We start from the raw sequence: 24,699 nt of genomic DNA, 5'->3' as shown, positions 1-24,699 counted from the left end.
AGGATCGGCCATGGCCCGCTACGCGTACGAACGTCTCTCGACGCTGGACAACGCGTTCCTGCGCTGGGAGAAGCCGAACCTCCCCATGCACACGTCGGCGCTGCAGATCTTCGATGCCGGCCCGCTCGAGACCGAGGAGGGCGGCATCGACTTCCCGGCGATCGTGCAGCACTTCGCCTCGAAGCTGCACGTGATGCCCGCCTATCGACAGCGCCTGATGTGGATCCCGGGCCGGGACCACGCCGTGTGGGTGGACGATCCGAGCTTCTCGATCGACTACCACGTCCGCCACACGGCGCTCCCGCGCCCGGGAACCCACGAGCAGCTCGAGCGGCTGGCGTCGCGCATCGTCGAGCAGCCGCTCGACCGCAACCGCCCGCTGTGGGAGACGTGGGTGATCGAGGGGCTCGAGGGCCATCGCTTCGCGCTCATCAGCAAGCAGCACCACTGCCTGATCGACGGCGGCGCGGGCACCGACCTGATGACGAGCCTCATGTCGCTCGAGCCCGTCGCGACGCCGGGCCCGGCCGCGCGCTTCGTGCCGCGACCGCTCCCGACGCCGCGCGAGCTCGCGCGCGACGAGACGCGGCGCCGCCTGCTGGCTCCGATCGGCGCGCTGCGGCGCGCCGTCGACTTCGCGCGCGAGAGCGAGCATCCGATCGACGACCTCGCCGCCCAGCTCGACGCGGTGCGCGGGCTCGTCGACGGCTTCCTGACGCCGGCCTCGGAGACGCCGATCAACGGCCCCGTCGGCCCGCACCGCCACTTCGAGACGACCGAGACGCCGCTCGAGCTGCTGCTCGCGATCCGCAAGGAGCTCGGCTGCTCGGTCAACGACGTCGTGCTCGGCATCGTCGCGGGCGCGATGCGGCGGTTCCTGATCGAGCGGCGCGTCGACGTCGCGAAGCTCGACTTCCGCGTGTCGACGCCGGTCGACGTGCGCCGTCCGGACGAGCGCGGGGACTTCGGCAACCGCGTGTCGTCGTGGATCGTGCGCCTGCCGCTCGGCGAGTCGGACCCGCGCAAGCAGGTCGAGGCGATCCGCGCGGCGACGCGCGACCGCAAGGGCAGCCACGAGGCCGACGCGATCGAGGCGCTCACCGAGCTGATGGACTGGCTCCCCTTCGACGTGCAGAACGCGGCCTCGCGGACGACCAACTGCGTGGTGACGAACGTGCGCGGACCCGGCCAGCCGCTCTACCTGCTGTCGGCGCGCCAGCTCGCGGTGTACGGTCATCCGCCGCTGCTCGAGAACCACGGGCTCTCGATCGGCGTGCTGAGCTACGACGGCACGCTCTGCTGGGGCCTGATCGCCGACGCCGACCGCGTCCCCGACATCGCGCTGCTCGCGCGGCACATCGAGCAGGCGACGGCGAGGCTGGCCGCCGCGGCGGGCCTCGCCGCGCGCGAGCCGAAGACGGGCGGAGCGCGATGACGACGCACACGACGACGGAGGACGCGCCCGGCGGCGACGAGCTCCACGCGATCGATCCCGACGAGTTCCGGCGGCGCGTGCGGTCGTTCGAGCACTGGTTCGAAGCGGTCGAGGGCTATCTCGGCGGCCTGCACAACGGCCACGCCGACCTGCGCGAGGAGACGCTCGACGACGAGGCGCGGACGCGCCTCGTCAACGCGCTCTCGACCTACTGGGTCGGCGAGAGCGCCGCGCTCGAGGGCTCGAGCGGCCTCGTGCGCATCGCGCCCAACACGGAGTTCAAGATCTTCCTCGCGACCCAGGTCGCGGACGAGGCGCGACACCTCGAGGTGATGCGCGCGCGCATCGCCGAGCTCGGCGCCGACGCCTCCGACGCGGCGATCGAGCGCCGCGCCGCGCCGAGCCTGCTCGACTTCAAGCGGCGACTGCTGCAGCTCGTCGACGCCGGCGAGTGGACGAGCGCGCTGTTCGCGCAGAACGTGATGCTCGAATCGATGGAGTACGTGACCTTCGGCGCCCACGCGAAGACGGCCGACCCGATCACGCGCGACCTGCTCGAGCGCGTCCTGCGCGACGAGCGCCGCCACCTCGGGTTCGGCGAGAACGAGATCGCGCGCGCGCTCCGCGCCGCACCCGAGCGCGCCGACTGGCTGCGCGAGGTGAAGCGCGACCTCGACGCGATCGTGCTCGAGACGTTCGAGCACGCCGCGAGCGAGCTGCGCCTCGTGCGCACGAGCGGCGCCGATCTCGGCCGCGCCTACCTGCAGGCCGTCGCGCGCCTGGGGCTCGCCGGCTGATGCTCGACCGCGACCCGCTGATCGAGCCCGCGACGAAGCGCCCGCGCCGCCGCTACGAGCTCGCCGACGACACCGGCTTCGACGAGGTGCCGAAGGCCTATCGCAAGTTCTACCGGCGCTGGAGCGGCGACGGCGACTCGCTCGCGCCGAACGAAGTGCTCTGCCCCGTCTGCCGCATCGTCGTGCGCTCGTCGCGCGAGCTGCGGCCGGGCGACCGCCTCTACTGCATGGCGTGCATGACGCGGCTGCGGATCGTCGTCGGCGAGGGCGGGCGCCTCGAGGGCCACGCCGAGTATTGACGGCGGGTGCGCCCTGCCCCCATCGTCTCGCTCGGGCGGAGGCCCGGCGCGGAGCGCCGGCCCGCGGCGAGGGCACGAGGCGCAGCATGAAGCGACGACTCCCGAACGACGATGCGACGGTGCCGGCCGACCGGGCCTGGAAGGCGTTCGAGATCGCCGACGAGGTCGAGCGCCTGCGCGAGACGGGCACGCCGTACCGCGAGTTCCTGCGCGTCCCGTCGCTCAGCTGCGGCGTCTACCGCCTGCCCGCCGGCGCGAAGGACCTGCAGGCGCCGCACGACGAGGACGAGGTCTACTTCGTGATCTCCGGCCGCGGCAAGGTGCGCATCGACGGCCGCGAGCGCGAGGTCGGACGGGGCTCGCTGCTCTACGTCCGCGCGACCGCCGAGCACTCCTTCTTCGAGATCGAAGAGGACATCACGCTGCTCGTGTTCTTCGCTTCGGGTGGCCCGTCCGAGGACTAGTCGCGCGACGCGGGCGCCGCCGCCTCAGGCCTCGCGTTCCGGCGTCGAGTCGTCGTCGTGGAGCATGCGCTCCGCGGGCCCTTCCCAGTCGTCGTAGTCGCCCGCGCGCGCGCGCCAGACGACGAGCGCGAGCAGCGTCGCCCCGAGCAGCAGCGAGACGGGAATCGTGACCGCGAGGAAGCTCATGCGCGCGGCCGCCAGCGGCCGAGCCGGATCGCGTTGCCCGTGACGACGAGCGACGACGCGCTCATCGCCACCGCGGCCGCGAGGGGCGAGAGCCAGCCGGTCGCGGCGAGCGGTACCGCGACGAGGTTGTAGAGGAGCGCGAACGCGAGGTTCTCGCGGATGCGCGACAGCGCCGCGCGCGAGAGCTCGATCGCGTCGGCCACCGCGCCGAGGCGCGGGCTGCGGACGACGAGGTCGGCCGCGTGCAGCGCGACGTCGGAGCCGCTCGCCATCGCCGCGCCGACGTCCGCGGCCGCGAGCGCCGCGGCATCGTTGATCCCGTCGCCGACGGCGAGCACGCGATGCCCCTCGCCGCGGAGCGCGCGGATGCGCTCGACCTTGCCCTCGGGCGCCACCTGCGCGCGCACGGCGCTCTCGGCGATGCCCGCGCCGCGCGCGACGACGCGCGCCGCCTGCTCGTGGTCGCCCGTGACGAGCTCGCTCGCGACGCCCAGCCGGTCGAGGCGCTCGACCGCGTCGCCGGCGTCCGCGCGCAGCGCGTCGACGAGACCGACGACGCCGAGCACCTGCTTCGCATCGGCCACCCACGCGAGCGTCGCGCCGCGCGCCGCGAGCGCGCGCGCGGCCGACTCGAGTGCGTCGGGAACGCGCGCGTCGGAAGCGCCCACCGCGAACGCGCGCGCGCCGACGCGCACCACGTCGCCACCGGCGCGCCACTCGACGCCGCGGCCGGCCGCGGCGCTTCGCTCGCCCGGCGCGCGCAGCGCCGCCTCGACGACCTCGCCCTGCCCCGCGCCCGCGGCCGCCTCCGCGAGCGCGCGCGCGATGGGGTGCGCCGAGGCTCCCTCCGCCGCGGCCGCGCGCGCGAGCACGCGCGCCGCGTCGACGCCGGGCGCGGGCTCCACCGCGCGCACCTCGAGCCGCCCCTGCGTCACGGTGCCCGTCTTGTCGAGCACGCAGCGGTCGATCGCCGCACAGCGCTCGATCGCCTCGCCGCCCTTCACGATCACCCCGAGCGCGGCCGCGCGACCGATGGCCGCCGTCACGGCGGCCGGCGTCGCGAGGCCGAGCGCGCACGGGCAGGCGACGATCAGGACGGCACTCGCGGCGAGCGTCGCCTCGAACACGGGCGCACCGACCCACCACCACGCGACGCCGACGGCGAGCGCCGCGCCGAGCACCGTCGGCGCGAAGACGCGCGCGACGCGGTCGGCCAGGCGCTGGATCTTCGGGCGCTCGGTCTGCGCGCGCTCGAGCAGCGCGGCGAGACGCGCGAGCGTGCCGGCGTCCACCGCGGCCTCGATCTCGAGCTCGAGCTCGCCGAGCAGGTTCAGCGTGCCGCCGACCGCGCGCTCGCCCGCGCCGCGCGCGACGGGCAGCGATTCGCCGGTGAGCAGCGACTCGTCGAGCTCGCTCGCCCCGCGCACGATGCGCCCGTCCGCCGGCACCACCTCGCCCGGCGCGACGACGACGAGGTCGCCGCGCGCGAGCGACGCCGCGGCCACCTCCTCGAGCGAGCCGTCGGCCGCGCGGCGCAGCGCGGTCGCCGGCGTGAGCGCCGTGAGCCGGTCGACCGCGGCGGCGGCGCGCGCGCGCGCGCTGCGCTCGAGCGTGCGCCCGAGCAGGATGAGGAAGACGATCATCGCGGCCGAGTCGACGTAGAGGTGCTCGCTCTCGCGCAGCGTGCCGAGCACGTTGGTCGCGAACGCGGTGCCGATGCCGAGCGCGATCGGCACGTCCATCGTGATCTCGCGCCGCGCGAGCCCGCGCACCGCGCCGCTCCAGAACGGCGCCGCGCACCACGTCACGGACGGCACGGACAGGAGGATCGCCAGCCAGCGCAGCCCGCGGCGCGTCGCGACGTCGACGCCCTCGATCGCGCCGATGTAGAGCGCGACGGCGACGAGCATGACGTTCGCCGCGAAGAACGCCGCGACGAGCAGGCGCACGAGCGCGCGGCGCGCGTCGCGCTGCTGGGGGCGCTCGAGGGCCTCGGGCGCGTAGGGCGTGGCGCGGTAGCCGAGCGACTCGACTTCGCGCACGAGCGCCCTCTCGTCGGTGTGCGCGGGGTCGAAGCGCACGAGCGCGCGGTGGGTCGTGTAGTTCACGTTCGCGTCGGCGACGCCGGGCGCCGCGCGCAGCGCGCGCTCGACGCGGTTCACGCAGCCCGAGCAGTGCAGCCCGTCGAGGAAGAGCCCCGTCTCCGCGACGGCGGCGCTCACGGGTGGCCGCGCTCCGCCCGCGGCGCGCCGGGCTCCGGCGCCACCGCGCCCGACGGCGCGTCGACGCGCTCGACCTCGGGGTCGCGGTGCGAGGCGGCGACCGCGTAGAACGAGATCGAGGTCGCGATCATCGCGCCGAGCATCGCAGCCAGCACCCACGGCCACGGCTCGAACCGGCGCCGCGGCGCCGCCTCGGATTCGCCGCTCATCCCGTCGCCCCCTTCCCGAGGAAGCGCGCGGGCCGGACGACCTGCGCGCTCGCGTCGTCCTCGGCGCTCACCTCGAAGCGGATCTCGCGCCCTTCGATGCCGACGTCGGCGTCGCGCGGCGCGAGCACGAACACGCGCGTCTCGACCTCGTCGCTCGCGGCGACGGCGACCGGGTTCATGCCGGTCACGAGCTCGAAGCCCGGCGCCCCGTCGGCGTCGAGCGCGACGCGGAAGCGCCGCGGCTCGCGCGAGCGGTTCTGGATGTGGAGCGTGTAGGCGTTGCTCGCGCGGCCGTCGGCCGTCATGTGCACGAGCTCCGCGCGGTTGCGGATGATCTCCACCGAGAGCGCCTCGCGGCGCGCGAGCAGGCTCCCGAACGCGAGGCCGATCACCGCGAGGATGGCGCCGTAGACGACGACGCGCGCGCGCAGGACGCGCGCCGGGCGCAGTCCCTCGAGCGTCGCGAGCGCGCGGTAGCCGATGAGCGAGGGCTCGCGGCCGAGCTTCGCCATCACGCCGTCGCAGGCGTCGATGCACTGCGTGCACGCGATGCAGTCGAGCTGCAGACCGTCGCGGATGTCGATGCCCGACGGGCACACCTGCACGCACAGCCCGCAGTCGACGCAGTCGCCCTCGGCGCGCTTGCCGCGCGGGTCGCCGCGCCGCGCGTCGTAGCCGATCACGAGCGTGTCGCGATCGAACATCACGCTCTGGAAGCGCGCGTAGGGGCAGAGGAACTTGCAGAACGTCTGGCGCACGTACACGAAGTCGGCGTACGAGACGAGCGTCGCGAACGTGAAGAAGCCGATCGTCGTCGCGCTGAGCTCGCCGGCGCGGATCTCGCCGAGCATCGTGTACGGCGAGTGGAAGTAGCCGACGAGGTGGAAGCCGATCGCCGCGCTGCACGCGAGCCAGATGGCGTGCAGGAGCACGCGGCGCCACGGCGCGACGCGCTTCGGGCGCGCGTGGCCCTTCCAGCCCTCGACGCGTCGCGCGATGCCCGCGAAGACGTCGGTGAAGACCGTCTGCGGGCAGGCCCATCCGCACCACAGCCGCCCGGCGAGCGCGGTGAAGAAGAAGAGCGAGATCGCGAGGCCGATGACGAGCAGCCAGAGCAGGTACAGCTCCTGCGGGAAGATCACGAGCCCGCCGACGTGGAAGCGTCGCGCGGCGATGTCGAGCAGGACGAGCGGCTCGCCGCCGATGCGGATCCACGGCACGGCGAACAGGATCAGCACCAGGATCGCGTTCACGTTGGCGCGCAGCGTGCGGAAGCGGCCTTCGACGGGACGTGCGTTCAACATGGCGAGCTCGGACCTTCCTTCCATCTCTCCCGGCGCGCGTCCGTCCCGACCGCCGCGGCGGCGGGACGGACGACGGCGCGGCCGTCGGCTACGGCGCGGGCTCCTCGCCGGGCTTCGGCGCACCGACGCCCGGCTCGGACTCGCGCGGCAGGCTCTCCGCATAGGCGAGCGCCTGCCAGATCTTCTCGGTGCCGAGCTGCGTGCCCCAGGCGGGCATGCCACCCGGGCGGCCGTTCGCGACGGACTCGAACAGCGACGCGTCGTCCGAGCCGTACTTCCAGTACGGGTCGACGAGGCTCGGACCGACGAGGCCGGTTCCGTCGGGCTTGTGGCACGCGGCGCAGATCGTCGTGAAGACCTGCTGGCCGGCCGCGATCGCGGCGGTATCGCCGTGGTACGGGTTCGAGGTCGGCGCGGCCGCCTTCACGTGCGCATAGCGTTCCTCGAAGGCCGCGACCTCGCCGGCGTACTGGTTCGCCGACGACCACCCCGAGAGCGTGTAGTAGAGGAGGTAGACGATGCCGAAGACGATCATCCCGTAGAAGCCCGCGTTGAACCACAGCGGGATCGGGTTGTCCTCCTCGCCGATCGCGTCGCGGACCGGAGCTCCCGGACGCACGTACTCGGCGATCTCCGGTGCGCCACCGGCGTTTCGTTCGTCGCTCATGCCTCGTCGTCCTCCTCGAGCATGCGCCGCGCGGGCGCCTCGAGCGCTTCGGGATTCGCCACGACCCAGAGCCACACCGCGAGCCCGACGAGGATCGCGGCCAGCAGCCCGAGCCGGCCCAGCTTGTACAGGGCGACCCACTCCATCAGCGCGCCCCCCCGCCGCGCACGGCGTGGCCGAGCGACTGCAGATAGGCGATCAGCGCGATCGCCTCGCTGCGCTCCTGGGCCGCGTCGAGCTCGATGCCGTCGCGGCGCAGGCTCGCGGCGACCACGCGCGCCTGCGAGAGCGCGTCGCTCTCGGCGTTCGCGACCTCGGCGTCCGAGTACGGATGGCCGAGCGTGCGGAGGCCGGCGAGGCGCGCGCTCGTGAGCGACGTGTCGAGCGGTGTCGTCGTGAGGAACGCGAACGACGGCATGTTGGAGCGCGGCTCGAGGCGGCGCGGATCCGTCAGGTGGATCCAGTGCCACGAGTCGGGATAGCGGCCGCCCACGCGGTGCAGGTCCGGCCCGGTGCGGCGGGAGCCCCAGAGGAAGGGCCGGTCGTAGGCGCTCTCGCCCGCGAGCGAGTAGGCGCCGTAGCGATCGGTCTCCGACTTGAGCGGCCGCACCTGCTGGCTGTGGCACGTGTTGCATCCCTCTCGGATGTAGATGTCGCGCCCTTCCTGCTCGAGCGCGCTGTACGGACGCAGCGTGTCGAGCGGCGTGACGACGCCCTGGAGGAAGAGCGGCGGGATCAGCACGAGCCCGCCGATCGCGACGGACACGAAGGTGAGGAGCGTGAACAGCCCCCACTTCCGTTCGAGCGGCTTGTGTGCCTCGTACGCCATGGCCTACGCACCTCCCGTCGCGACGGGCGCCGGCGCCAGCGCGTCCGCGCGCGGCGGCGCGGGAACCGCGGAGGTGCCCTGCGCGATCGTCTTCCACACGTTGAAGAGCATCACGAACATGCCGGCGAGGAAGACCACCCCGCCGCCGGCGCGGATCACGTCGTAGACGCGGATCGCGCTGACCGTCTCGATGAACGCGTAGGTCAGGCTGCCGTCCGGCTCGTACGCGCGCCACATCAGGCCCTGCGTCACGCCCGAGATCCACATCGGCGTCACGTAGAGCACGATGCCGATGGTCGCGGTCCAGAAGTGCACGTTCGCGAGCCGCAGGCTGTACAGCTGCGTGTGCCACAGGCGCGGGATCAGGTAGTACAGCGTCGCGAAGCAGGTGAGCGCGACCCATCCGAGCGCGCCGCTGTGCACGTGGCCGATCGTCCAGTTGGTGAAGTGCGACAGCGAGTTCACCGTCTTGATCGACATCATCGGGCCTTCGAACGTGCTCATGCCGTAGAAGGTGAGCCCGACGGCGAACATCTTGAGCAGCGGGTCGGTGCGCACCTTGTCCCAGGCGCCGCGCATCGTGAGCAGGCCGTTCAGCATGCCGCCCCACGAGGGCAGGATCAGCATCAGCGAGAAGGCCGCGCCGAACGTCTGCGCCCAGTCGGGCAGCGGCGAGTAGATCAGGTGGTGCGGCCCGGCCCAGATGTAGATGAAGATCAGCGACCAGAAGTGGAGGATCGAGAGCCGGTGCGAGAAGATCGGCCGGTCGATCTGCTTCGGCAGGTAGTAGTACATGAGGCCGAGGATCGGCGTCGTGAGCAGGAAGCCGACCGCGTTGTGCCCGTACCACCACTGGATGTTCGCGTCGTACACGCCCGCGTAGAGCGAGTACGACTTCCACATCGAGATGGGCAGCTCGAGGCTGTTGACGATGTGGAGCATCGCGATCGTGAGGATCGTCGCGATCCAGAACCAGATCGCCGCGTACATCGACTGCTCGCGCCGCTTGATCAGCGTTCCGAACACGTTGATCGCGTAGATCACCCACACGACGGCGATCGCGATGTCGATCGGCCACTCGAGCTCGGCGTACTCCTTGGCGGTCGACTTGCCGAGCAGGAGCGTGACGGCCGCGGCGACGATGATCGCGTTCCAGCCCCACAGATTGAGCCGCGAGAGCGTGTCCGAGAACATGCGGACGCGGCACAGGCGCTGGATGGCGTAGTACGTGCCGGCGAACACCGCGCCGAGCGTGAAGCCGAAGATGACGGCGTTGGTGTGGATCGGTCGCAGTCGACCGAAGTGCAGCGGCCCCCAGTTGAGCTGGGGCCACGCGAGCTGGAGCGCGATCACGAGGCCGACGAGCATGCCGACCGTGCCCCAGACGAGCGCCGAGATGGCGAAGCCCCGCACGACGGCCATGTCGTACTGGACGGCGCCCCCCTCCGAATGCGATGCGGACACGACGATCCTCCTCATGGAAGGTGCGTCCGCCGGCTGTGCACGAGACGTGCCGGCTCTCGGGCGGCGTATGCGCGCGCCGAGCACCGAGGCGCGTGACCCCAGGACACGGCCGCGTGACAAATGGGCGCGTTCGCGGTCGAATACGGCTCACGCGCGGCCCCGAGCGCCGCGCCGCCCAGCCCGGGCCTTGGCACGCATCGTGCTCCGGCGTCCGGGCGTTCGCGCTCGGGCGCGCCGCGCGCGCAGCGAAGGAGTCCTCCGTCATGCACCCGCCGAAGCACATCGTCGTCGCGACCGACTTCTCCGACACGGCCGAGCTCGCGCTCGACCGCGCGATCGAGCTCGCCCGCCACTTCGACGCCGAGCTCCACGTCACCCACGTGTTCGCGCTGCCGGTTCCGGCCGTCGGCGTGTACGACTTCGCGATCCCCGAGAGCGGGATCCGCGAGGCGCGCGAGAGCGCGCTCCGCCGGCTCGAGGGCGCGGCGCAGAAGGCCGTCGCCGCGGGCGTCCGCACGCACACGCACCTGGTCGCGACGCCGACCGAGACGGGGATCTCGGACGTCGCGCGCGAGGTCGGCGCCGAGATGATCGTCGTCGGCACGCACGGCCACACGGGGCTCAAGCACGTCCTGCTCGGCAGCGTCGCCGAGCGCGTGGTGCGCCACGCGCCGTGCAGCGTGCTCGTCGTGAGGCCGGACTCCTCCGCGGCGTGAGTGCGCCGGCGGGCGGGCTGCCGGTGCGCGCCCGTCAGACGGCGAGAACGAGCCGCGCGACCAGGAAGCCCGCGCTCGAGACGAGCCCGATCCACGGCAGCGCGCGCGGAATGCGGAGCGGGTCGCCGGGCTCCCGCCCGGCGCGCAGGCGGATGGCCGCCGCGTCGACCACGGCGAACACCGCGAGCGTGACGAGCGAGGTCGCCTCCGCGAGGCGGGCGAGGGGAAACGCGAGCGCGAGCGTCGCGACCGCGACGGCGACGGCGCCCGTCGCGACGACCGGCGTGCGGGTGCGTCGCGCGACGCGCCCGAACACCGCCGGGATCTCGCCGTCGCGCGCGAGCCCGAAGAGCACGCGCGACGCCATGATGATCTGGATCAGTGCGCCGTTGAGCATCGCCACGACGCCGATCGCGCCGAGCCACCGCGGGTCGCCGCCGCTCTGCTCGAGCACGAGCGCGAGGGGGGCCTCGCTCGCCGCGAGCTCGGCCGGCGGCACGACCAGCACCGCGCACAGCGCCACCGCCGCGTAGATCGCGAGCGTCGCGGCGAGCGTCGCGGCGATCGCGCGCGGCACGACGCGCGGTGCGTCGCGCACCTCCTCGGCGACGTTCACCATGTCCTCGAACCCGAGGAACGCGTAGAACGCGAGGAAGGCGCCCGCGAAGACGCCACCCGCCCCGGCCGGGAGCGCCGCGAGGTCGAACGCGCCCGGCGCGCCCGCGCGCGCGATCGCCTCGGGCGCGGCGGCGGCGACGACGAGCGCGAGCCCGGCCACCTCGACCACGGTCACGATCGACGCCGCCGCGACGGACTCCCGCACGCCCCATGCGGCGAGTCCGGCGAGCGCGGCCACGAGCGCGACGAGCGCGGGCGCGCGCGGGACGGCGACGATCTCGCCCAGGTAGCCGACGAACGCATTGCCGACCGTCGCGGCCGAGAGGCTCGCGGTGCCCACCATCGCGAGCCCGACCGCGGTGGCGAGGCGCGGCCTCGCGAAGGCCTCGCGCACGAACACGGCCTCGGCGGCCGCGCGCGGGAAGCGGGCCGAGAGCGCGGCGAACGAGGCCGCGCTCGCACCCGCGAGCAGCGCCGCCAGCGCGAACGACGCGAACGCCCACGCGCCCGCGACGCGCGCGACCTCGCCCGTCAGCGCGTAGATCCCCGCGCCCACCGTCGTGCCGAGCCCGTACAGCACGAGCGCGACGGGGCCGAGCCGGCGCTCGAGCGACCCGGGGGCACCGCCGCCGCGCGCGGGCCGGCCCGCGCTCACGCGAGCTCGCCGCCGAGCCGCGCTCCCGCGACTCCGGCTGCGAGCGCGATCGCCCCGTCGCCCGTCACGGGCCCTCCTCGTTCCGCGCCGCGCACCGCCCCCGCGCGGCAGCGCGCCGAGTGTAGGCAGCGCGCGCCCGCGCGACGCGCGCGAGGCGCCTCGCCACGACGTCCCGGTCGACAGCGAGCGCGCGCGCGCGCTTCGGGCGGCCGGACGCGCCCCGGGAGCGCTCCGCCCGCGTCGCCCCGGGCACGCATCTTGCTCCTGCGTTCGGACGTGAACCCGGGAGATGCTGCGTCGCGCGCGAACGCCGCGCGCGACGGCGAGACGGAGGAGGACACCGTGCCCGTCGGAGACCACTGCACCACGAAGGTCGCCACCGCGCGACCGGACGCGACGATCCGGGAGCTCGCGAGCCGGATGGACGCCGAGGACACCGGCTGCGTCGTGATCGTCGACGAGCAGCACCGGCCGATCGGGATCGTCACCGATCGCGACATCGCGCTGCGCGTGCTGCGCCGGCGTCGCAACGCCGACGCGACGCTCGCGAGCGACGTGATGACCGAGCACCCGATCCGCGTGCGCGCGCTGACCCCCATCGCGACGGCGCTCCGCCGCATGAACGGCGAGGGTGTGCGCCGCGTGCCCGTGATCGGCGACGGCGGAAGGCTCGTCGGCCTGTTCTCGATCGACGCCGCGCTGCGCGCGATCGCGAACGAGGTGGGCGCGCTCGCGAGCGTCGCCGAGGCACAGCGCACGGCGTCGGCCTGATCGCAGCGCGGGGCGCCCGGCCGCCCCGCCCACCCCATCGCCGCTCCGCGCCGACGCGCGCGAGCGAGCCGAGGAGCGAGCCATGCACGGACTGACCCACCCGGAAGCCGTCACGCTCGGACCGGATGCCACCGCCTGGGAGCTGGCGGACGCGATGGACGCGCACGGCGTCGGGAGCATCGTGATCGTCGACGCGGCGCGCGCGCCGGTCGGGATCGTGACCGACCGCGACCTCGTGCGCCGCGTCGTCGCGCGCGGGCTCGACGAGTCGAAGGTGCGCGCGAGCGAGATCATGTCGCGCGACCTCGTGACGGGCGACCCGCACGAGACGAGCGGCGAGCTGCTCGAGCGCATGCGCGCGCGCGGCGTGCGCCGGATCGCGCTCGTCGACGACGGGAGGATCGCGGGCGTCGCCTCGTTCGACGACGTGCTGACGGGGCTCGCGACCGTGCTCTGGAACGCGGCCGACGCGGTGCGCGTCGAGCTGCGCGAGACGGCGCGCAAGACGGCGACGCGCAGGCGCGCCGAGGCGCGCGAGGAGCTGGTGGAGGACTTCCGCAGCTACGTGAGCGAGCTCGAGTCGAGCGCGCGCACGCGGATCGAGCACGACGTGCGCGGCTTCTTCGACTGGCTCGGCGGACGCCGCGACTAGCGCCGCGGCGACGAGCGGTCGATGATCGGCGGGGTCGGGCCCGCGCCCGGCGCCCCGGCGGCGCGCGCTCCGCCGGCCGAGCGAGGGCCGACCGTGTTCGATCCGCGCCTTTCCTACCGCGCCACGCTGATCGTGCTGGGCAGCCTGTTCGCCGTCGAGTTCGCCGCGCTCGCGATCTCGCCGGTGTCGCGCTCGACGTGGGTGCTCGAGAACGTCCTGCTCGTGGCCCTGGTCGCGGTCCTCGTCGCGACGCGCCGCAGCTTCCGCTTCTCGCGCATCTCCTACACGATGATCTTCGCCTTCTCGTGCCTCCACGAGCTCGGGAGCCACTACACCTACTCGCTCGTTCCATACGACGCGTGGGCGCAGCGCTGGCTCGGCTTCTCGATCGACGCCGCGCTCGGCTTCGAGCGCAACCAGTTCGACCGCGCGGTCCACTTCCTCTACGGGCTGCTGCTCGCCTACCCCATCCGCGAGATCGTGCTGCGCATCGTCGACGTGCGCGGCGTCTGGGGCTACCTGATCCCGCTCGACGTCACGATGTCCACCTCGATGATCTACGAGCTCATCGAGTGGGGCGCGGCGGAGCTGTTCGGGGGCGAGCTCGGCCAGGCCTACCTCGGCACGCAGGGCGACGTCTGGGACGCGCACAAGGACATGGCGCTCGCGAGCCTCGGCGCCGTGCTCGCGATGGGCGCGACGCTCGCCATCAACCTCGCCCTCCAGCGCGACTTCGCGGCGGACTGGGCCCACAGCCTGCGCGTCAAGCACAGCGAGCCGCTCGGCGAAGAGGTGCTCGCACGGCGGCTCATCGACGGCGAGGACGGCGGCGCGGGCGCGACCGACTGAGACGCCGCGCACCGGCGCGCGCGCGCGCGCGGGTGCACTATCGTCCGCGCCGCCTGGGGTCGCACGACGAGGGGGGTGTCATGGGACTCGGACACAGGTTCGCTCGCGCGGGGCTCGTCGCGGGCGCGTCGCTCGCGCTCGTCGCGGCCGCGACGCCGCGCGCCACGATGCACCGCATCTTCGATCGCTTCGCCGAGCTGCTCCCGCTCGTGCTCGACGACGAGCACTTCCTCGACGAGACGTCGCAGGCGCGCATCGGGACGCTGCTCGGCGAGCTCGACGACGTCTCCGAAGCGCTCGAGGCGCACGCCGCGCAGCGCGACGCCGACTTCCAGTACCACGCCGGCGGCCTCTCGAACGACCTGCGCGAAGCGCGGCGCCGCTTCGACCGCGGCGCGCCCGAGGAGGCGCGCTTCTTCGTCGTCACCGCGACGCAGTACTGCGTCGCGTGCCACTCGCGCGTGCCCAAGGCGCGCAACTTCCCGCTCGCGAGCCGGCTCACCCACGAGGCGGCGATCCAGTCGCTCGACGGCGACGAGCGCGCCCTCTTCCACGTCGCGACGCGCTCGTTCGGGACGGCGCTCGACGAGTTCGAGGGCTTCCTGCTCGACCCGGGAACCGACCCGCGGCGCATCTCGATCGGCGACACGATCTACCACTACCTGACGATCGCGATCCGCGTGGAGCGCGACCCGGCGCGCGCCGCGCGCACGCTCGCGCAGCTCGCCGAGCGGAGCGACCTCGGCGACGAGTTCCAGCAGGTCGTCGCCGCCTGGCGCGCGGACCTCGCGACCTACGGTCCGTCCGTCGCGACACCGCCCTCGCTCGCCCGCGCGCGCGAGCTCGCGAGCGCCGGAGAGGCCGAGGGAGCGGCCGCGCGCACGGGCCTCGTGCGCGACCTCGTGGCCTCGAGCGACCTGCTGCAGATCATCGATCGCGACGCCGCGCCGGCCGACGAGCGCGCCGAGGCCTACTACTGGCTCGGCGTCATCGGCGACCGCCACGCGTTCGCGTTCTGGCACCCGGAGACCGCCACGCACCTCGAGCGCGCCGTGCGGCTCGCGCCCGGCGGCCCGCACGCGCAGGACGCGCTCGCCCGGCTCGAGGAGCACTGGCGGTTCGTGTACGGGGGCTCGGGCGGCCTGCACCTCCCGCGCGAGGCCAACGCCACGCTCGAGGAGCTCCGGCACCTCGTCGCGGAAGCGAAGACGAGCGCCGCGCCGCCCGCACCGGGCGCCGCACACGAGGCCGACGAGGCCGACTAGCGAGCGGCGAGGCTAGGCGGTCTTCACCGTCAGCACGGAGCACGGCGCGTGGCGCACCGTCCGCTCGGCCACGCTGCCGAGCACGACGTGCTTGAGCCCCGTGAGGCCCTTCGTGCCCATGACGATGAGGTCGGCGCCGAGCTGCTCGGCCGCGCGCTCGATGCCCTCGGTCGGAAGCAGGCTGCTCAGGTGCGCCTCGGCGTTCGCGCCGCGCGCGACCGCGTCCTCGGTCCACTTCGCGAGCTCGGCGGACGCCGCCTGCTTGATCTCGTCGCCGAGCGTCGGCGGGAGCGTCACGCCGTACGGGGACGCCCACCCTAGATCGATGCGGTAGCAGTGCAGCAGGTGGAGGCGCGCGCCGCGCTCCTTGGCGAGGTCGATGGCCGCGTCGAGCGCGGCGCGCGCGCCGTCCGAGAAGTCGACGGGAACGAGGATCGTCTCGATCTTCACGAGCCCTCCCTCTCGCCCGCCGCCGCGCGATCGCCGCGGCGGTAGAGCGTGCGGCGGTTGATCCCGAGGATCTTCGCCGCCTGCATCTTGTTCCCGCCAGTGAATTCGAGCACCGCGTCCGTGTAGCGGTCCTCGAGCTCGCGCAGCGTGAGCCGCTGGGCGAGCGCCTCCGCGAGGAAGCCCGCGTCTCCCTCGGCCATCGACTCCCTCTGCATCGGCCCTCCCTCCTCGTCCGGCAGGATCAGATCGTCGCTCGTGAGTACCTGGTTCTCCGACATGGCAAGGCTCCTCTCGATCACGTTCTCGAGCTCGCGCGCATTGCCCTCCCAGTGGCAGCGCTCGAGCCGACGCAACGCGTCGGTCGACAGACGCCGCAGCGCGCCGTCCGCGTGGCGTTCGACGAACGCCCGCGCCAGCACCTCGACGTCCTCCGGCCGCTCGCGCAACGGGGGGATGTGAAGCGGGATCACGTTCAGGCGGTAGAAGAGGTCGCGGCGGAAGCGCCCTTCCTCGATCTCCCTGCGCAGGTCCTTGTTGGTCGCGGCGACGATCCGCACGTCGACCTTGACGCTCTCCGTCCCGCCGACGGGCCGCACCTCGCCGTCCTGCAGGACGCGCAGGAGCTTGCTCTGGAGGCCGCCCCCCATGTCGCCGATCTCGTCGAGGAAGAGCGTGCCGCCGTTGGCGCGCGCAAAGAGCCCTTCCTTGTTCGAGTCGGCGCCCGTGAACGCGCCCTTGCGGTGGCCGAAGAGCTCGCTCTCGAGCAGGCCCTCCGGGATCGCCGTGCAGTTGATCGGAATGAACGGCTTCTCGCGGCGCGAGCCGCTGAAGTGGAGCGTGCGCGCGACGACCTCCTTGCCCGTGCCGCTCTCGCCCGTGATCAGCACGCTGCTGCGGCTGTCCGCGACCTTGCGGATCTTCGCGAAGATCTCGCGCATCGCGGGGCTCGCCCCGAGGAGGTCGCCGAACGAGGCCGTGCGATCCACCGCGCGGCGCAGCCGCGCGTTCTCGCGCTCGAGCTCGCGGTGCTCGAACGCGCGCTCGAGGACGACGAGCACCTCCTCGCGCTTGAACGGCTTCGTGACGTAGTGGAACGCGCCGCCGCGCATCGCGGCGACCGCCGAGTCGATGCTTCCGAACGCCGTCATCAGCACGACCGGGACGTCGGGACAGCGCTCGCGGAGCTCGCCGAGCAGCTCGAGCCCGGTCCGGCCGGGCATGCGGATGTCGGACAGCACGGCGTCGAACTCGCGGCGCTCGACGGCGGCGAGCGCCGAATCGGCGCTGCCCACGCACTCGGCGTCGATCCCGTGGTCGTCGAGCAGCGAGACGACCATCTCGCCCATGGCGACGTCGTCGTCGACGACCAGGACTGCTCGCGGACTGCGCATGTGCGCCCCCCTGTGCAGGCCGGATGCCAGGTTGGGGCGGCCGCAGGGCGCGCCTCGCCCTCCCGCACCCCGGGCCCGCGGCCCCGAGACGCGACATTGTGGCACGCGTGTGGCGGAAGCTCTCAGCCGCGGTGGGGCGGCGACCCCTCCGGCGGGCCGGGCAGCTCGACCGTGAAACGGGTGCCCGCGCCGAGCTCGCTCTCGACCTCGATGTCGCCGCCGTGGTCGATCGCGATGCCGCGCGCGACCACGAGCCCGAGCCCGTTGCCCTGCCCGGCGGGCTTCGTCGTGAAGAACGGGTCGAAGATGCGCGGCAGGTCGACGGGCTCGATGCCCACGCCCGTGTCGGCCACCCAGGCGTGCACGGCGCCGCCCTCGACCGCGCGCGCACCGAGGCGCAGCTCGCCGCCGCCGCCCATGGCGTCCGCCGCGTTGAGGATGAGGTTGAGGAACAGCTGCTGCAGCTTCTCGGCGTCGCCCTCGACGACGACGTCGCCGTCGACCTCGAGCGCGACCTCGATGCCGCGGCGCTCGAGCTTCTGGGCGAGGAACGAAGCGGCCGTCTCGAGCACGCCGCCGAGATCGACCGGCCCGATCACCGGCTCGCGCGGCCGCGCCAGGTTCAGCAGCGCCTGCATGATGTTCGTGATGCGGTCGATCTGCTCGACGATCGTGCGCACGCGCCACTGCGAGCGCTCGTCGGGAACGACGCCCTCGAGGCTCTCCGCGTGGCCGCGGATCACGCTCATGGGCGTCCCGATCTCGTGCGCGAGGCCGGCGGCGAGCACGCCGACCGAGGCGAGCTGCTCGGCCGCGCGCGCGCGCGCCGTCGTCACCTTGAGCTCCTCGCGCTGCTCGCGCACCTCGCGCGCGAGGCCGCGCTGCGCAGCCGCGAGCTCGCGGTTCGCGAACTCGAGCTGCTTGCCGCGCCGATCGATGTAGGCCTCCATCGCGAGCTGGAGGTCGAAGAGGATGCGCTTGCAGAGCACGTCGTGCGCGCGGCGCATCCGCGCGGCGTCGTCGCGATAGTGCTCGGAGAGGATGCGCCCGATCTCGCGCAGATAGAGCGCGTACGCCCCGATGTACCAGGTGGGCTCGAGCCCGACGCGCTCGTGCATGCGCCCGATCGCCGCGCGGCGCTCCGCATACGCCGCGTCCATCTTGGGGCCGCAGAGGCTCACGAAGTACTGCTTCTGGCTCTCGAGCAGGCGGTCGCGCACGTCCGGGTCGCCGAGCAGCCCGCGCGGGGCGTCGAACGACAGCAGGTGCTGGTAGAAGGCCGCCGTGAATGCATCGGCGCTCGCGGCGAAGGCCGGCTCGAGCGCCGCGAGCTCCGCGAGCTCGTCCTCGTCGATGCCGAGGAAGTCGATCCGCGTCGCGATGTCGATGCCCATGCGTTCCGGCCTCCGGCGCGATCGCGGCTCCCGGCTACTCGCCGCGGAAGACGGGGTCGCGCTTCGCGAGCAGCGCCTCGACACCCTCGCGGTGGTCGTCCGTCTCGAGCGTGCGCGCCTGGAGCTGCGCCTCGTTCCACGCGGCCTCGCGCGGCTCCCAGCCCGCGTGCGCGTAGAGGGAGCGCTTCGTCCAGCGCGTCGCGAGCGGCGCGGCGGCCGCGCACTCCCGCGCGAGCGCCTGCGCGCGCGGCAGCACCTCGTCCGCCGGCACCGCGTGGTTCACGAGCCCGATGCGCTCGGCCTCGGCGCCGTCGACGAGCCGGCCCGTGAAGAGCAGCTCGGCGGCGCGCGGCATCCCGACGAGGCGCGGGAGCAGGTAGGTCGTCGCCATGCCGGGGTGCAGCCCGAGGCGCGTGAAGTTGGCGCCGTAGCGGGCGCTCGCGTTGGCGACGCGCAGGTCGCAGACGAGCGCGAGCCCGAGCCCGCCGCCGACCGCGTGCCCCTGGAGCGCTCCGACGACGGGCACCTCGATCTCGAGCACGGCGAGGAACGGCTCGTACATCGCGAACGAGCGCTCGTTCGGCGCGAGCGCGCGGTGGCCCGGGTTGCGCTGCGCGCCGGTCTTGAAGTCGGCCCCGGCGCAGAAGCTCGGCCCGCGCCCCGTGATCAACACGCAGCGCACCTGCGGGTCGGCCTCGACGCGTGCGAGCGCGTCGCCGAGCCCGGTCAGGACGTCCTCGGTCATCGAGTTGCGGTTCTCGGGCCGGTTGAGCGTGATCGTCGCGACGTGGTCGCGGCACTCGTAGAGCACGGCCGGCTCGGGCATCGGGCCTCCGGGAGGCGCCCGGAAGCGGGCGCGCGCGGGGCGCCGACTCTCGCACAGCGGGCTCGCCGCGCCATCGGGGGCGGGGTTCAGGCTCCCGCACGGCCCACCGAAAGGCGCTCCCATGGACCGCCCTCGCGCGCTCGTGATCCACGACGGAGAGCTCGACCGCTTCGTCGCCGCGCTCGAGCGCGCGGGCGTCGCGCCGCTCGCCGCCGCCGCCGAGGACGTGCGCGACGGCCTCCCGATGCCCTGCGACCTGCTCGTCTCGACCGGCAGGCGCACGCTCGCGATGCCCGCGCTGAGCGTGGCCGGCCCGGGCGCGGCCCCGACCTGGATCTGCGTGCACACGCAGGACTTCCATCCCCTTCGCGAGCGCCTGCGCGCGCTCGGCGTGCACTTCCTCGTGCAGGCGTCGATCGAGGAGCGGCCGCTCGAGCTCTTCCTCGCGCAGCTCCTCCACCGCGGGCGCGAACGCCGGCGCGAGCCGCGCCTTCCCGTCGGTGCGAGCGCCGCGCTGCGCTGGAAGGGACGCACCGAGAAGGTGACGCTGGTCGACGTCTCGGCGACGGGCGCGCGCCTCGACGCGCGCGACGAGCTGCCCGTCGGCGCCGTCGTCGAGCTCGAGCTGCCGTCGGTGCTCGTCGGCCGCCCGCTCGCCGTGCACGCGCAGGTCGCGCGCTCCGAGCCGATCCACGGGCCGGAGGGCGAGCGCCGCGAGGCGCACGTCGTCTGGCACGACCTCGCACCCGATCACCGGCTCGTGATCGAGGAGCTCGCGGCCGGGCGACGCATCGGCCCGCGCGTCGCACCGCTCGCGCCGGCGCCCTACGTCGACGGCACGGGAATCCCGGACTGGGGCGACCTCGAGCAGGAGGGCGAGCGACGGAGCGAGCCGCGCCGCCGCTACCGCGCGCACGTCGACACCTTCTCGAACGCGGGACCGACCGCCGCGATCGGCCGCGACCTCTCGCACCGCGGCGTGTGCATCGAGACCGGCGACGCCAGTGCGCTGCGCGTCGGCGACGAGGTGACCGTCGCGCTCCACGCCGGCGGGCGCGACGAGCCCGTGCTCGCGACCGCGCGCGTCGAGCGCCGCAACACCGACGCTTCGTACGCGCTGCTGTTCGGGCCGCTCGACGACGAGGCGCGCGCCGGCCTCGACCGCATCCTCGATGCCCTGCCGGTCGTGAGCGCGGTCGGCGAGGACGACGGCCGCGTCGTGCCGGCCGAGATCGCCGGGCTCGCCGCCTCCCGCCCCTCGGAAGGGTGAGCGGCGCGGCCCGCGCCGCGGCCGCGCCCCATCGCGCGGCGCACTGCTAGGCTGCCCGCGCATGACCTCCCCGCCCGCGCGCGCGACGCCCCCGGGCCGGGCGTCCGCCGCGGCGCCCGCCGACGCCACGCTCGCCGACGCGGTCGCCGCGCTGTGCGACGAGCGCGCGATCCGCGACGTCGTCCTGCGCTACTGCCGCGGCATCGACCGCATGGATCGCGAGCTCGTCCGCGGCTGCTACCACGACGACGCGCGCGACGAGCACGGGAGCTTCGAGGGCGGCGTCGACGCCTTCCTCGACTGGTGCTTCCGCCTGCTCGGCCGCTACGCCTCGACCATGCACTTCGTCGGCAACCTGCTCGTCGAGCCCTCGCCGTCGCGGCCGCGCGAGTGCGCGCGCGCCGAGACCTACGGCATCGCCTTCCACCGCGGCGACCCCGCGGACCCGGCGCGCAACCTCGTCACCGGCTTCCGCTACATCGACCGCTTCGAGCGGCGCGACGGCGCGTGGCGCATCGCGCACCGGGTGGCGACGACCGAGTGGGTGCGCGTCGACGTGCCCGAGAACTGGTGGCCGACTCCCGACCACCTGCCGCGCGGGCGGCGCGACGCGAGCGACCCCGTCTACGAGCCCATCGACTGACGGCCGCGCGCAGGAGGCAGCGATGAAGATCGAGATCGGAGTGCACCACGTCGGCCTCAACGTGCGCGACCTCGACGCGTGCGTGCGCTTCTACGTCGACGGCCTCGGGCTCGTCCCGATCGAGCGGCCCGACTTCGGCTTCGCCGGCGCGTGGCTGCAGGCCGGGCGCCAGCAGGTGCACCTGCTCGTGCAGCCGGACGGCGCGCCCGCGCCTCCCGGCCAGCACTTCGCGTTCGAGGTCGAGGGGCTCGACGCCGCCATCGCCGACCTGCGCGCACGGGGCATCGAGGTGAGCGACGCGTTCGAGATCCCGGGCGTCGGCCGCCAGGCCTTCCTGCGCGATCCCGACGGGAACGCGATCGAGCTGAACGAGCCCCGCCGCTAGCCGGGGGGCGGGCGCCCGCCCGTCCGGGCCGCTCCGCCCGCCCCGCCCTTCGCCGACGAACGTCGACCGACGACCGCCCGGGCGCCCTCGCCGCCCCCGGCGCGGAAAATCCGCGACGGGGCGTTTTCCCTGACATTTCCGCCTCCGCCGAACCACTCAGCTCCGAACACCGGCCTGCGCGCGTGCGCGCAGCGATGCGCCAGTGCGGCGGAGATGAAATGGTGCGGCGAATCCTGCTGACGTTGACCGCCTTCGCGTTCGTTCTCGCCGGAGCCGCGAGCAGCGCCTCCGCGTGGCGGATGGGGAACGACCCGACCGATCCCGGAATGGATCCCGCGCACACCATCTCCCTGATCTGGGAGACGTCGGGAACGCCCGACCTGTGTCTCTCCGAGTCCGATCCGTCGCGCCAGGTCCTCTACGTGGTGCTCGAGGCGACGAACCCGCGCATCTTCGGCGTCGACCTCACGATCCTCTTCGATCTGAACGAGAGCGCCACCGTCGGCTACGACGAGCTCGACTACGTCGGCGGCCGCGAGTGGAGCAACCCGAGCATCGGCCAGTCGCCCGACGGCGCGGGCCTCACGCTCTACCGCGACAGCAACGGCGTGTCCGAAGGGCTCGTCACGCACTTCGGCGTCGCGTTCGCGAGCGGCATCGAGCACGCGACCGTCACGCTCGGCAGCATCGTCTTCAACGTGAACCAGAGCGCGCTCGACAACGGCATCGACATCCTGCCGACGATCGACCCGCGCTTCGACAACGGCGTGTTCGGCCTCGACGGGAACGACCTCGCGAAGCGCGGCCTCGTCGCGTTCGAGGGCGCCTCCGTGAAGCGGCTGCCCGAGCCCACGACCGCCCTGCTCCTCGTCGGCGGCCTCGCGATGATGGGCTGGGCCGGCGCGCGCCGGAGCGACTGAGCGCGAACCCGCGGCGCGCATCGCGCGCGCGGATCCACGATTTCTTCCCAGAATGCGGCGGCGGCGCTTCCCAGGTCGGGAACGCCGCCGTTCGCATTCCGGGCGTGCGACGAAGTCGCTAGTCGGTCGTGTAGCCGAGCGCCTCGAGGTGCTCGCGCACGCGCGCGTCGAGTGCGCCGGTGCCGCGGCGGCGCCGCCGCCGGCGCGCGCGCGCGCGCGGCGCCGCGGTGGCGCTCGAGCGCCGCGCGAAGCTGCGCGCGCGCGCGCGCGGCCGCGGCGTCGAGCGGCACCGCCCCGCCGAGCACGCGCTGCTCGCGCGGGTCGACCTCGAGGTCGAAGAAGCGCTCGGCGCCCTGCGCGTCCGCGACGAGCGCATAGCGCCCGTCGGTGATGCGCGTCTTCCCGCCGAACTCGCTCACGACGCGCGGCGGCGCGCCGGGCGATGCGAGCAGGTCGCGCCCCTCGGCGCCGTCGAGCCCGCCCGCCCCCGCGAGCGCGAGCAGCGTCGGCGCGACGTCGACGAGCCCGGCCGGCTCGGCGCGGCGCCCCGGCGCGAGCCCGGGCGCGCGCAGGAGGAGCGGCACGGCGACGTTCTCGACGTTGAGGTCGCGGTGCTCGAAGCCGCCGTGCTCGCCGAACTGCTCGCCGTGGTCGGCCGTGAACGCGACGATCGTCGAGCCGTCGAGCAGGCCGAGCGCGCGGAGGGCGTCGAGCAGCCGCCCCACCTGCGCGTCGAGGTACCGCACCTCGCCCGCGTACAGCTCCTTCATCTGCGCGACGTCGCCCGCCCCGGGCCGGCGGCCGTCGCGCGTCATGCGGTGGAGCGTGCGCGCGTGGCCGTCGAACTCGCCGTCGTAGGCGCGCGCGCGCTCCGACCAGTACGCGCGCGGCGGCCGGTAGTGCACGTGGGGATCCATGAAGTGCACGTGCGCGAACCAGGGCCGCGCGGCCTCGCCGCCTTCGCGCGCCGCGGCGAGCACGCGCGCCCAGCGCAGCACCGCGTCGACGAGCTGGCGCGCCGACTGCCCGTCGGCGTCCTCGCCGCCCACCCACTCGTACACGTCGTAGCCGCGCTCGAAGCCCGAGCCGGGCGCGATCACGGGGTTCTTCACGAAGCCGGCCGTGTGGTAGCCGCGCGCGGCGAGCGCGCTCGGGAGCGTCGCGAGATCGGCGGCGAGCGGCACGCGGAACTCCGCGCTGCCGCGCAGCCGCGGGTCGATCGTCGAGGGATGCCGGCTCGCGTAGAGCGCCATCATCGAGGGCAGCGTCCACGCCGCGTTCGAGAACGCGCGCTCGAACACGAGCGACTCGCCGGCGAGCGCGGCGATGTGCGGCGCATCGGCCGCAGCGTTCGCGAGCGCGTCGGCGCGCAGCGTGTCGACGACGATCAGGAGCACGTCGGGCGCGCGCGTGCTCGTCGCGGGCGGGCGCCCTGCAGCCGCCGGCTCGCCGCGCAGCACGCGCGCGCGGAGATCGGCGCGGTCCGCGGCGACGAGCGACGCCGTCGCGAGGGCGCCGGCCGCGAGCGCGGCCGCCGCGGGGCGCCACGCGACGCGCGCGAGCCCGCCGCGCAGCGCGCCCGCGAGCGCGAGCGCGGCCGCGAGCGAGGGACGCAGCGGGTAGCGCGCGGAGAGCCAGCCGACGTCGAGGCCGTCGCCCACCGCCGCCCACGTCGCGACGACGAGCAGCGCGGCGTAGGCGACGAGCAGCGCGCGCGCGAAGCGCCCGGCCACGCGCGGCCGCAGCATCGCGCCGGCGAGCGCGACCGCGAGCGCGCACGGCGCACCGACCGGGTCGTACCACACGAGTCGCAGCGCGCGGCCGCCGGCGAGCGCGACGTCGAGGTCCGCGCCGCCGCCGAGCGCGATCCACGCGGGCGGCACGAGCAGCGCCGCGCAGACGGCCGAGATGCCGCGGACGGCGGCTCGCATCCCCTCGACCTCCGTCCCCGATCGGCCCTCGACGCCCGGCGCCCGGTCGCCGGGCCCGGCGCATCGACGCGGGAGTCCGAGGCTAGG

Annotated in this window: 26 protein-coding genes; 12 read left to right on the top strand and 14 right to left on the bottom strand. The window is 74.2% G+C overall.

All coding sequences use genetic code 11. The features are described 5' to 3' along the window. Positions 1-10: 10 nt before the first annotated feature. The 4 genes from R3E88_06070 to R3E88_06055 all read left to right on the top strand — a co-directional run bounded on the left by R3E88_06070 (position 11) and on the right by R3E88_06055 (position 2,995). On the top strand, positions 11-1,435 hold the full coding sequence (locus R3E88_06070; GenBank protein ID MEZ4216026.1) for a wax ester/triacylglycerol synthase family O-acyltransferase: 1,425 nt from the start codon (positions 11-13) through the stop codon (positions 1,433-1,435). Further along, the gene (locus tag R3E88_06065) at positions 1,432-2,232 is read left to right on the top strand and encodes a ferritin-like domain-containing protein (GenBank protein MEZ4216025.1); all 801 of its coding nucleotides are present in this window, start codon (positions 1,432-1,434) and stop codon (positions 2,230-2,232) included. The genes R3E88_06070 and R3E88_06065 overlap by 4 nt, the downstream gene beginning before the upstream one ends. Beyond that, entirely contained in the window at positions 2,232-2,531 is a 300-nt protein-coding gene (locus R3E88_06060; protein ID MEZ4216024.1) for a hypothetical protein, read from the top strand. The genes R3E88_06065 and R3E88_06060 overlap by 1 nt, the downstream gene beginning before the upstream one ends. Before the next feature lie 86 nt (positions 2,532-2,617). After that, entirely contained in the window at positions 2,618-2,995 is a 378-nt protein-coding gene (locus R3E88_06055) for a cupin domain-containing protein (GenBank protein MEZ4216023.1), read from the top strand. Between the two features lie 24 nt (positions 2,996-3,019). Here the strand turns inward: R3E88_06055 and ccoS are convergent, their stop codons facing one another. The 8 genes from ccoS to ccoN all read right to left on the bottom strand — a co-directional run bounded on the left by ccoS (position 3,020) and on the right by ccoN (position 9,834). Then, positions 3,020-3,181 carry a cbb3-type cytochrome oxidase assembly protein CcoS gene (ccoS, locus tag R3E88_06050; GenBank protein MEZ4216022.1) on the bottom strand — a complete coding sequence of 54 codons (162 nt, stop codon included), beginning with the start codon at positions 3,179-3,181 and terminating at the stop codon, positions 3,020-3,022. Then, positions 3,178-5,403, bottom strand: coding sequence for a cation-translocating P-type ATPase (locus R3E88_06045; GenBank protein ID MEZ4216021.1), 2,226 nt, complete (start codon positions 5,401-5,403; stop codon positions 3,178-3,180). Before R3E88_06045 ends, ccoS begins: the two co-directional genes overlap by 4 nt. After that, positions 5,400-5,612 carry a hypothetical protein gene (locus R3E88_06040; protein MEZ4216020.1) on the bottom strand — a complete coding sequence of 71 codons (213 nt, stop codon included), beginning with the start codon at positions 5,610-5,612 and terminating at the stop codon, positions 5,400-5,402. Before R3E88_06040 ends, R3E88_06045 begins: the two co-directional genes overlap by 4 nt. Next, on the bottom strand, positions 5,609-6,916 hold the full coding sequence (ccoG, locus tag R3E88_06035; protein ID MEZ4216019.1) for a cytochrome c oxidase accessory protein CcoG: 1,308 nt from the start codon (positions 6,914-6,916) through the stop codon (positions 5,609-5,611). Before ccoG ends, R3E88_06040 begins: the two co-directional genes overlap by 4 nt. Before the next feature lie 88 nt (positions 6,917-7,004). Next, the gene (locus R3E88_06030) at positions 7,005-7,583 is read right to left on the bottom strand and encodes a c-type cytochrome (GenBank protein MEZ4216018.1); all 579 of its coding nucleotides are present in this window, start codon (positions 7,581-7,583) and stop codon (positions 7,005-7,007) included. After that, the gene (locus tag R3E88_06025; protein ID MEZ4216017.1) at positions 7,580-7,729 is read right to left on the bottom strand and encodes a hypothetical protein; all 150 of its coding nucleotides are present in this window, start codon (positions 7,727-7,729) and stop codon (positions 7,580-7,582) included. The genes R3E88_06030 and R3E88_06025 overlap by 4 nt, the downstream gene beginning before the upstream one ends. Beyond that, a complete protein-coding gene (ccoO, locus tag R3E88_06020; GenBank protein ID MEZ4216016.1) occupies positions 7,729-8,412 on the bottom strand; it encodes a cytochrome-c oxidase, cbb3-type subunit II in 684 nt (227 codons plus the stop codon). Before ccoO ends, R3E88_06025 begins: the two co-directional genes overlap by 1 nt. Positions 8,413-8,415: 3 nt before the next feature. Further along, positions 8,416-9,834 carry a cytochrome-c oxidase, cbb3-type subunit I gene (gene ccoN / locus R3E88_06015; protein MEZ4216015.1) on the bottom strand — a complete coding sequence of 473 codons (1,419 nt, stop codon included), beginning with the start codon at positions 9,832-9,834 and terminating at the stop codon, positions 8,416-8,418. Positions 9,835-10,139: 305 nt separating this feature from the next. Here ccoN and R3E88_06010 point away from each other — a divergent pair, with 305 nt between their 5' ends. After that, the gene (locus tag R3E88_06010) at positions 10,140-10,592 is read left to right on the top strand and encodes a universal stress protein (protein ID MEZ4216014.1); all 453 of its coding nucleotides are present in this window, start codon (positions 10,140-10,142) and stop codon (positions 10,590-10,592) included. Between the two features lie 34 nt (positions 10,593-10,626). On the opposite strand, the gene R3E88_06005 is transcribed toward R3E88_06010, so the two are convergent. Next, complete coding sequence (locus tag R3E88_06005) at positions 10,627-11,865, bottom strand: APC family permease (GenBank protein ID MEZ4216013.1); 1,239 nt, start codon at positions 11,863-11,865, stop codon at positions 10,627-10,629. A gap of 342 nt (positions 11,866-12,207) precedes the next feature. On the opposite strand from R3E88_06005, the gene R3E88_06000 reads away from it, so the two are divergent. From R3E88_06000 to R3E88_05985, 4 genes are all read left to right on the top strand, one after another. Next, the gene (locus R3E88_06000) at positions 12,208-12,636 is read left to right on the top strand and encodes a CBS domain-containing protein (protein MEZ4216012.1); all 429 of its coding nucleotides are present in this window, start codon (positions 12,208-12,210) and stop codon (positions 12,634-12,636) included. A gap of 82 nt (positions 12,637-12,718) precedes the next feature. Continuing rightward, positions 12,719-13,288 carry a CBS domain-containing protein gene (locus R3E88_05995; protein MEZ4216011.1) on the top strand — a complete coding sequence of 190 codons (570 nt, stop codon included), beginning with the start codon at positions 12,719-12,721 and terminating at the stop codon, positions 13,286-13,288. A gap of 93 nt (positions 13,289-13,381) precedes the next feature. After that, the gene (locus R3E88_05990; protein ID MEZ4216010.1) at positions 13,382-14,137 is read left to right on the top strand and encodes a DUF2238 domain-containing protein; all 756 of its coding nucleotides are present in this window, start codon (positions 13,382-13,384) and stop codon (positions 14,135-14,137) included. Positions 14,138-14,217: 80 nt separating this feature from the next. Then, positions 14,218-15,402 carry a hypothetical protein gene (locus R3E88_05985; GenBank protein MEZ4216009.1) on the top strand — a complete coding sequence of 395 codons (1,185 nt, stop codon included), beginning with the start codon at positions 14,218-14,220 and terminating at the stop codon, positions 15,400-15,402. A 12-nt stretch (positions 15,403-15,414) separates the two neighbouring features. On the opposite strand, the gene R3E88_05980 is transcribed toward R3E88_05985, so the two are convergent. The 4 genes from R3E88_05980 to R3E88_05965 all read right to left on the bottom strand — a co-directional run bounded on the left by R3E88_05980 (position 15,415) and on the right by R3E88_05965 (position 19,463). After that, positions 15,415-15,852 (bottom strand): universal stress protein, encoded by a 438-nt coding sequence (locus R3E88_05980; protein ID MEZ4216008.1) that lies wholly within the window; start codon positions 15,850-15,852, stop codon positions 15,415-15,417. Next, positions 15,849-17,243 carry a sigma-54 dependent transcriptional regulator gene (locus tag R3E88_05975; GenBank protein ID MEZ4216007.1) on the bottom strand — a complete coding sequence of 465 codons (1,395 nt, stop codon included), beginning with the start codon at positions 17,241-17,243 and terminating at the stop codon, positions 15,849-15,851. The genes R3E88_05980 and R3E88_05975 overlap by 4 nt, the downstream gene beginning before the upstream one ends. Before the next feature lie 122 nt (positions 17,244-17,365). Next, positions 17,366-18,637 carry a protoglobin domain-containing protein gene (locus tag R3E88_05970; protein ID MEZ4216006.1) on the bottom strand — a complete coding sequence of 424 codons (1,272 nt, stop codon included), beginning with the start codon at positions 18,635-18,637 and terminating at the stop codon, positions 17,366-17,368. Between the two features lie 34 nt (positions 18,638-18,671). After that, a complete protein-coding gene (locus tag R3E88_05965) occupies positions 18,672-19,463 on the bottom strand; it encodes an enoyl-CoA hydratase/isomerase family protein (GenBank protein MEZ4216005.1) in 792 nt (263 codons plus the stop codon). Between the two features lie 121 nt (positions 19,464-19,584). Here R3E88_05965 and R3E88_05960 point away from each other — a divergent pair, with 121 nt between their 5' ends. The 3 genes from R3E88_05960 (at position 19,585) to R3E88_05950 (ending at position 21,761) form a co-directional block, all read left to right on the top strand. Then, positions 19,585-20,733 carry a PilZ domain-containing protein gene (locus R3E88_05960; GenBank protein MEZ4216004.1) on the top strand — a complete coding sequence of 383 codons (1,149 nt, stop codon included), beginning with the start codon at positions 19,585-19,587 and terminating at the stop codon, positions 20,731-20,733. Positions 20,734-20,794: 61 nt separating this feature from the next. After that, positions 20,795-21,376 carry a nuclear transport factor 2 family protein gene (locus R3E88_05955; GenBank protein ID MEZ4216003.1) on the top strand — a complete coding sequence of 194 codons (582 nt, stop codon included), beginning with the start codon at positions 20,795-20,797 and terminating at the stop codon, positions 21,374-21,376. A 22-nt stretch (positions 21,377-21,398) separates the two neighbouring features. Continuing rightward, positions 21,399-21,761: a VOC family protein gene (locus R3E88_05950; protein MEZ4216002.1), complete on the top strand. Its 363-nt coding sequence runs from the start codon at positions 21,399-21,401 to the stop codon at positions 21,759-21,761. Positions 21,762-22,350: 589 nt separating this feature from the next. Here the strand turns inward: R3E88_05950 and R3E88_05945 are convergent. Further along, on the bottom strand, positions 22,351-24,612 hold the full coding sequence (locus tag R3E88_05945) for a sulfatase (GenBank protein MEZ4216001.1): 2,262 nt from the start codon (positions 24,610-24,612) through the stop codon (positions 22,351-22,353). Positions 24,613-24,699: the final 87 nt, after the last annotated feature.

Source organism: Myxococcota bacterium, assembly GCA_041389495.1.
Lineage (GTDB): Bacteria > Myxococcota_A > UBA9160 > UBA9160 > UBA4427 > JAWKRT01.
Note: the sequence above shows the minus strand (reverse complement) of the source record. Positions and strands in the feature narration are given on the sequence as shown.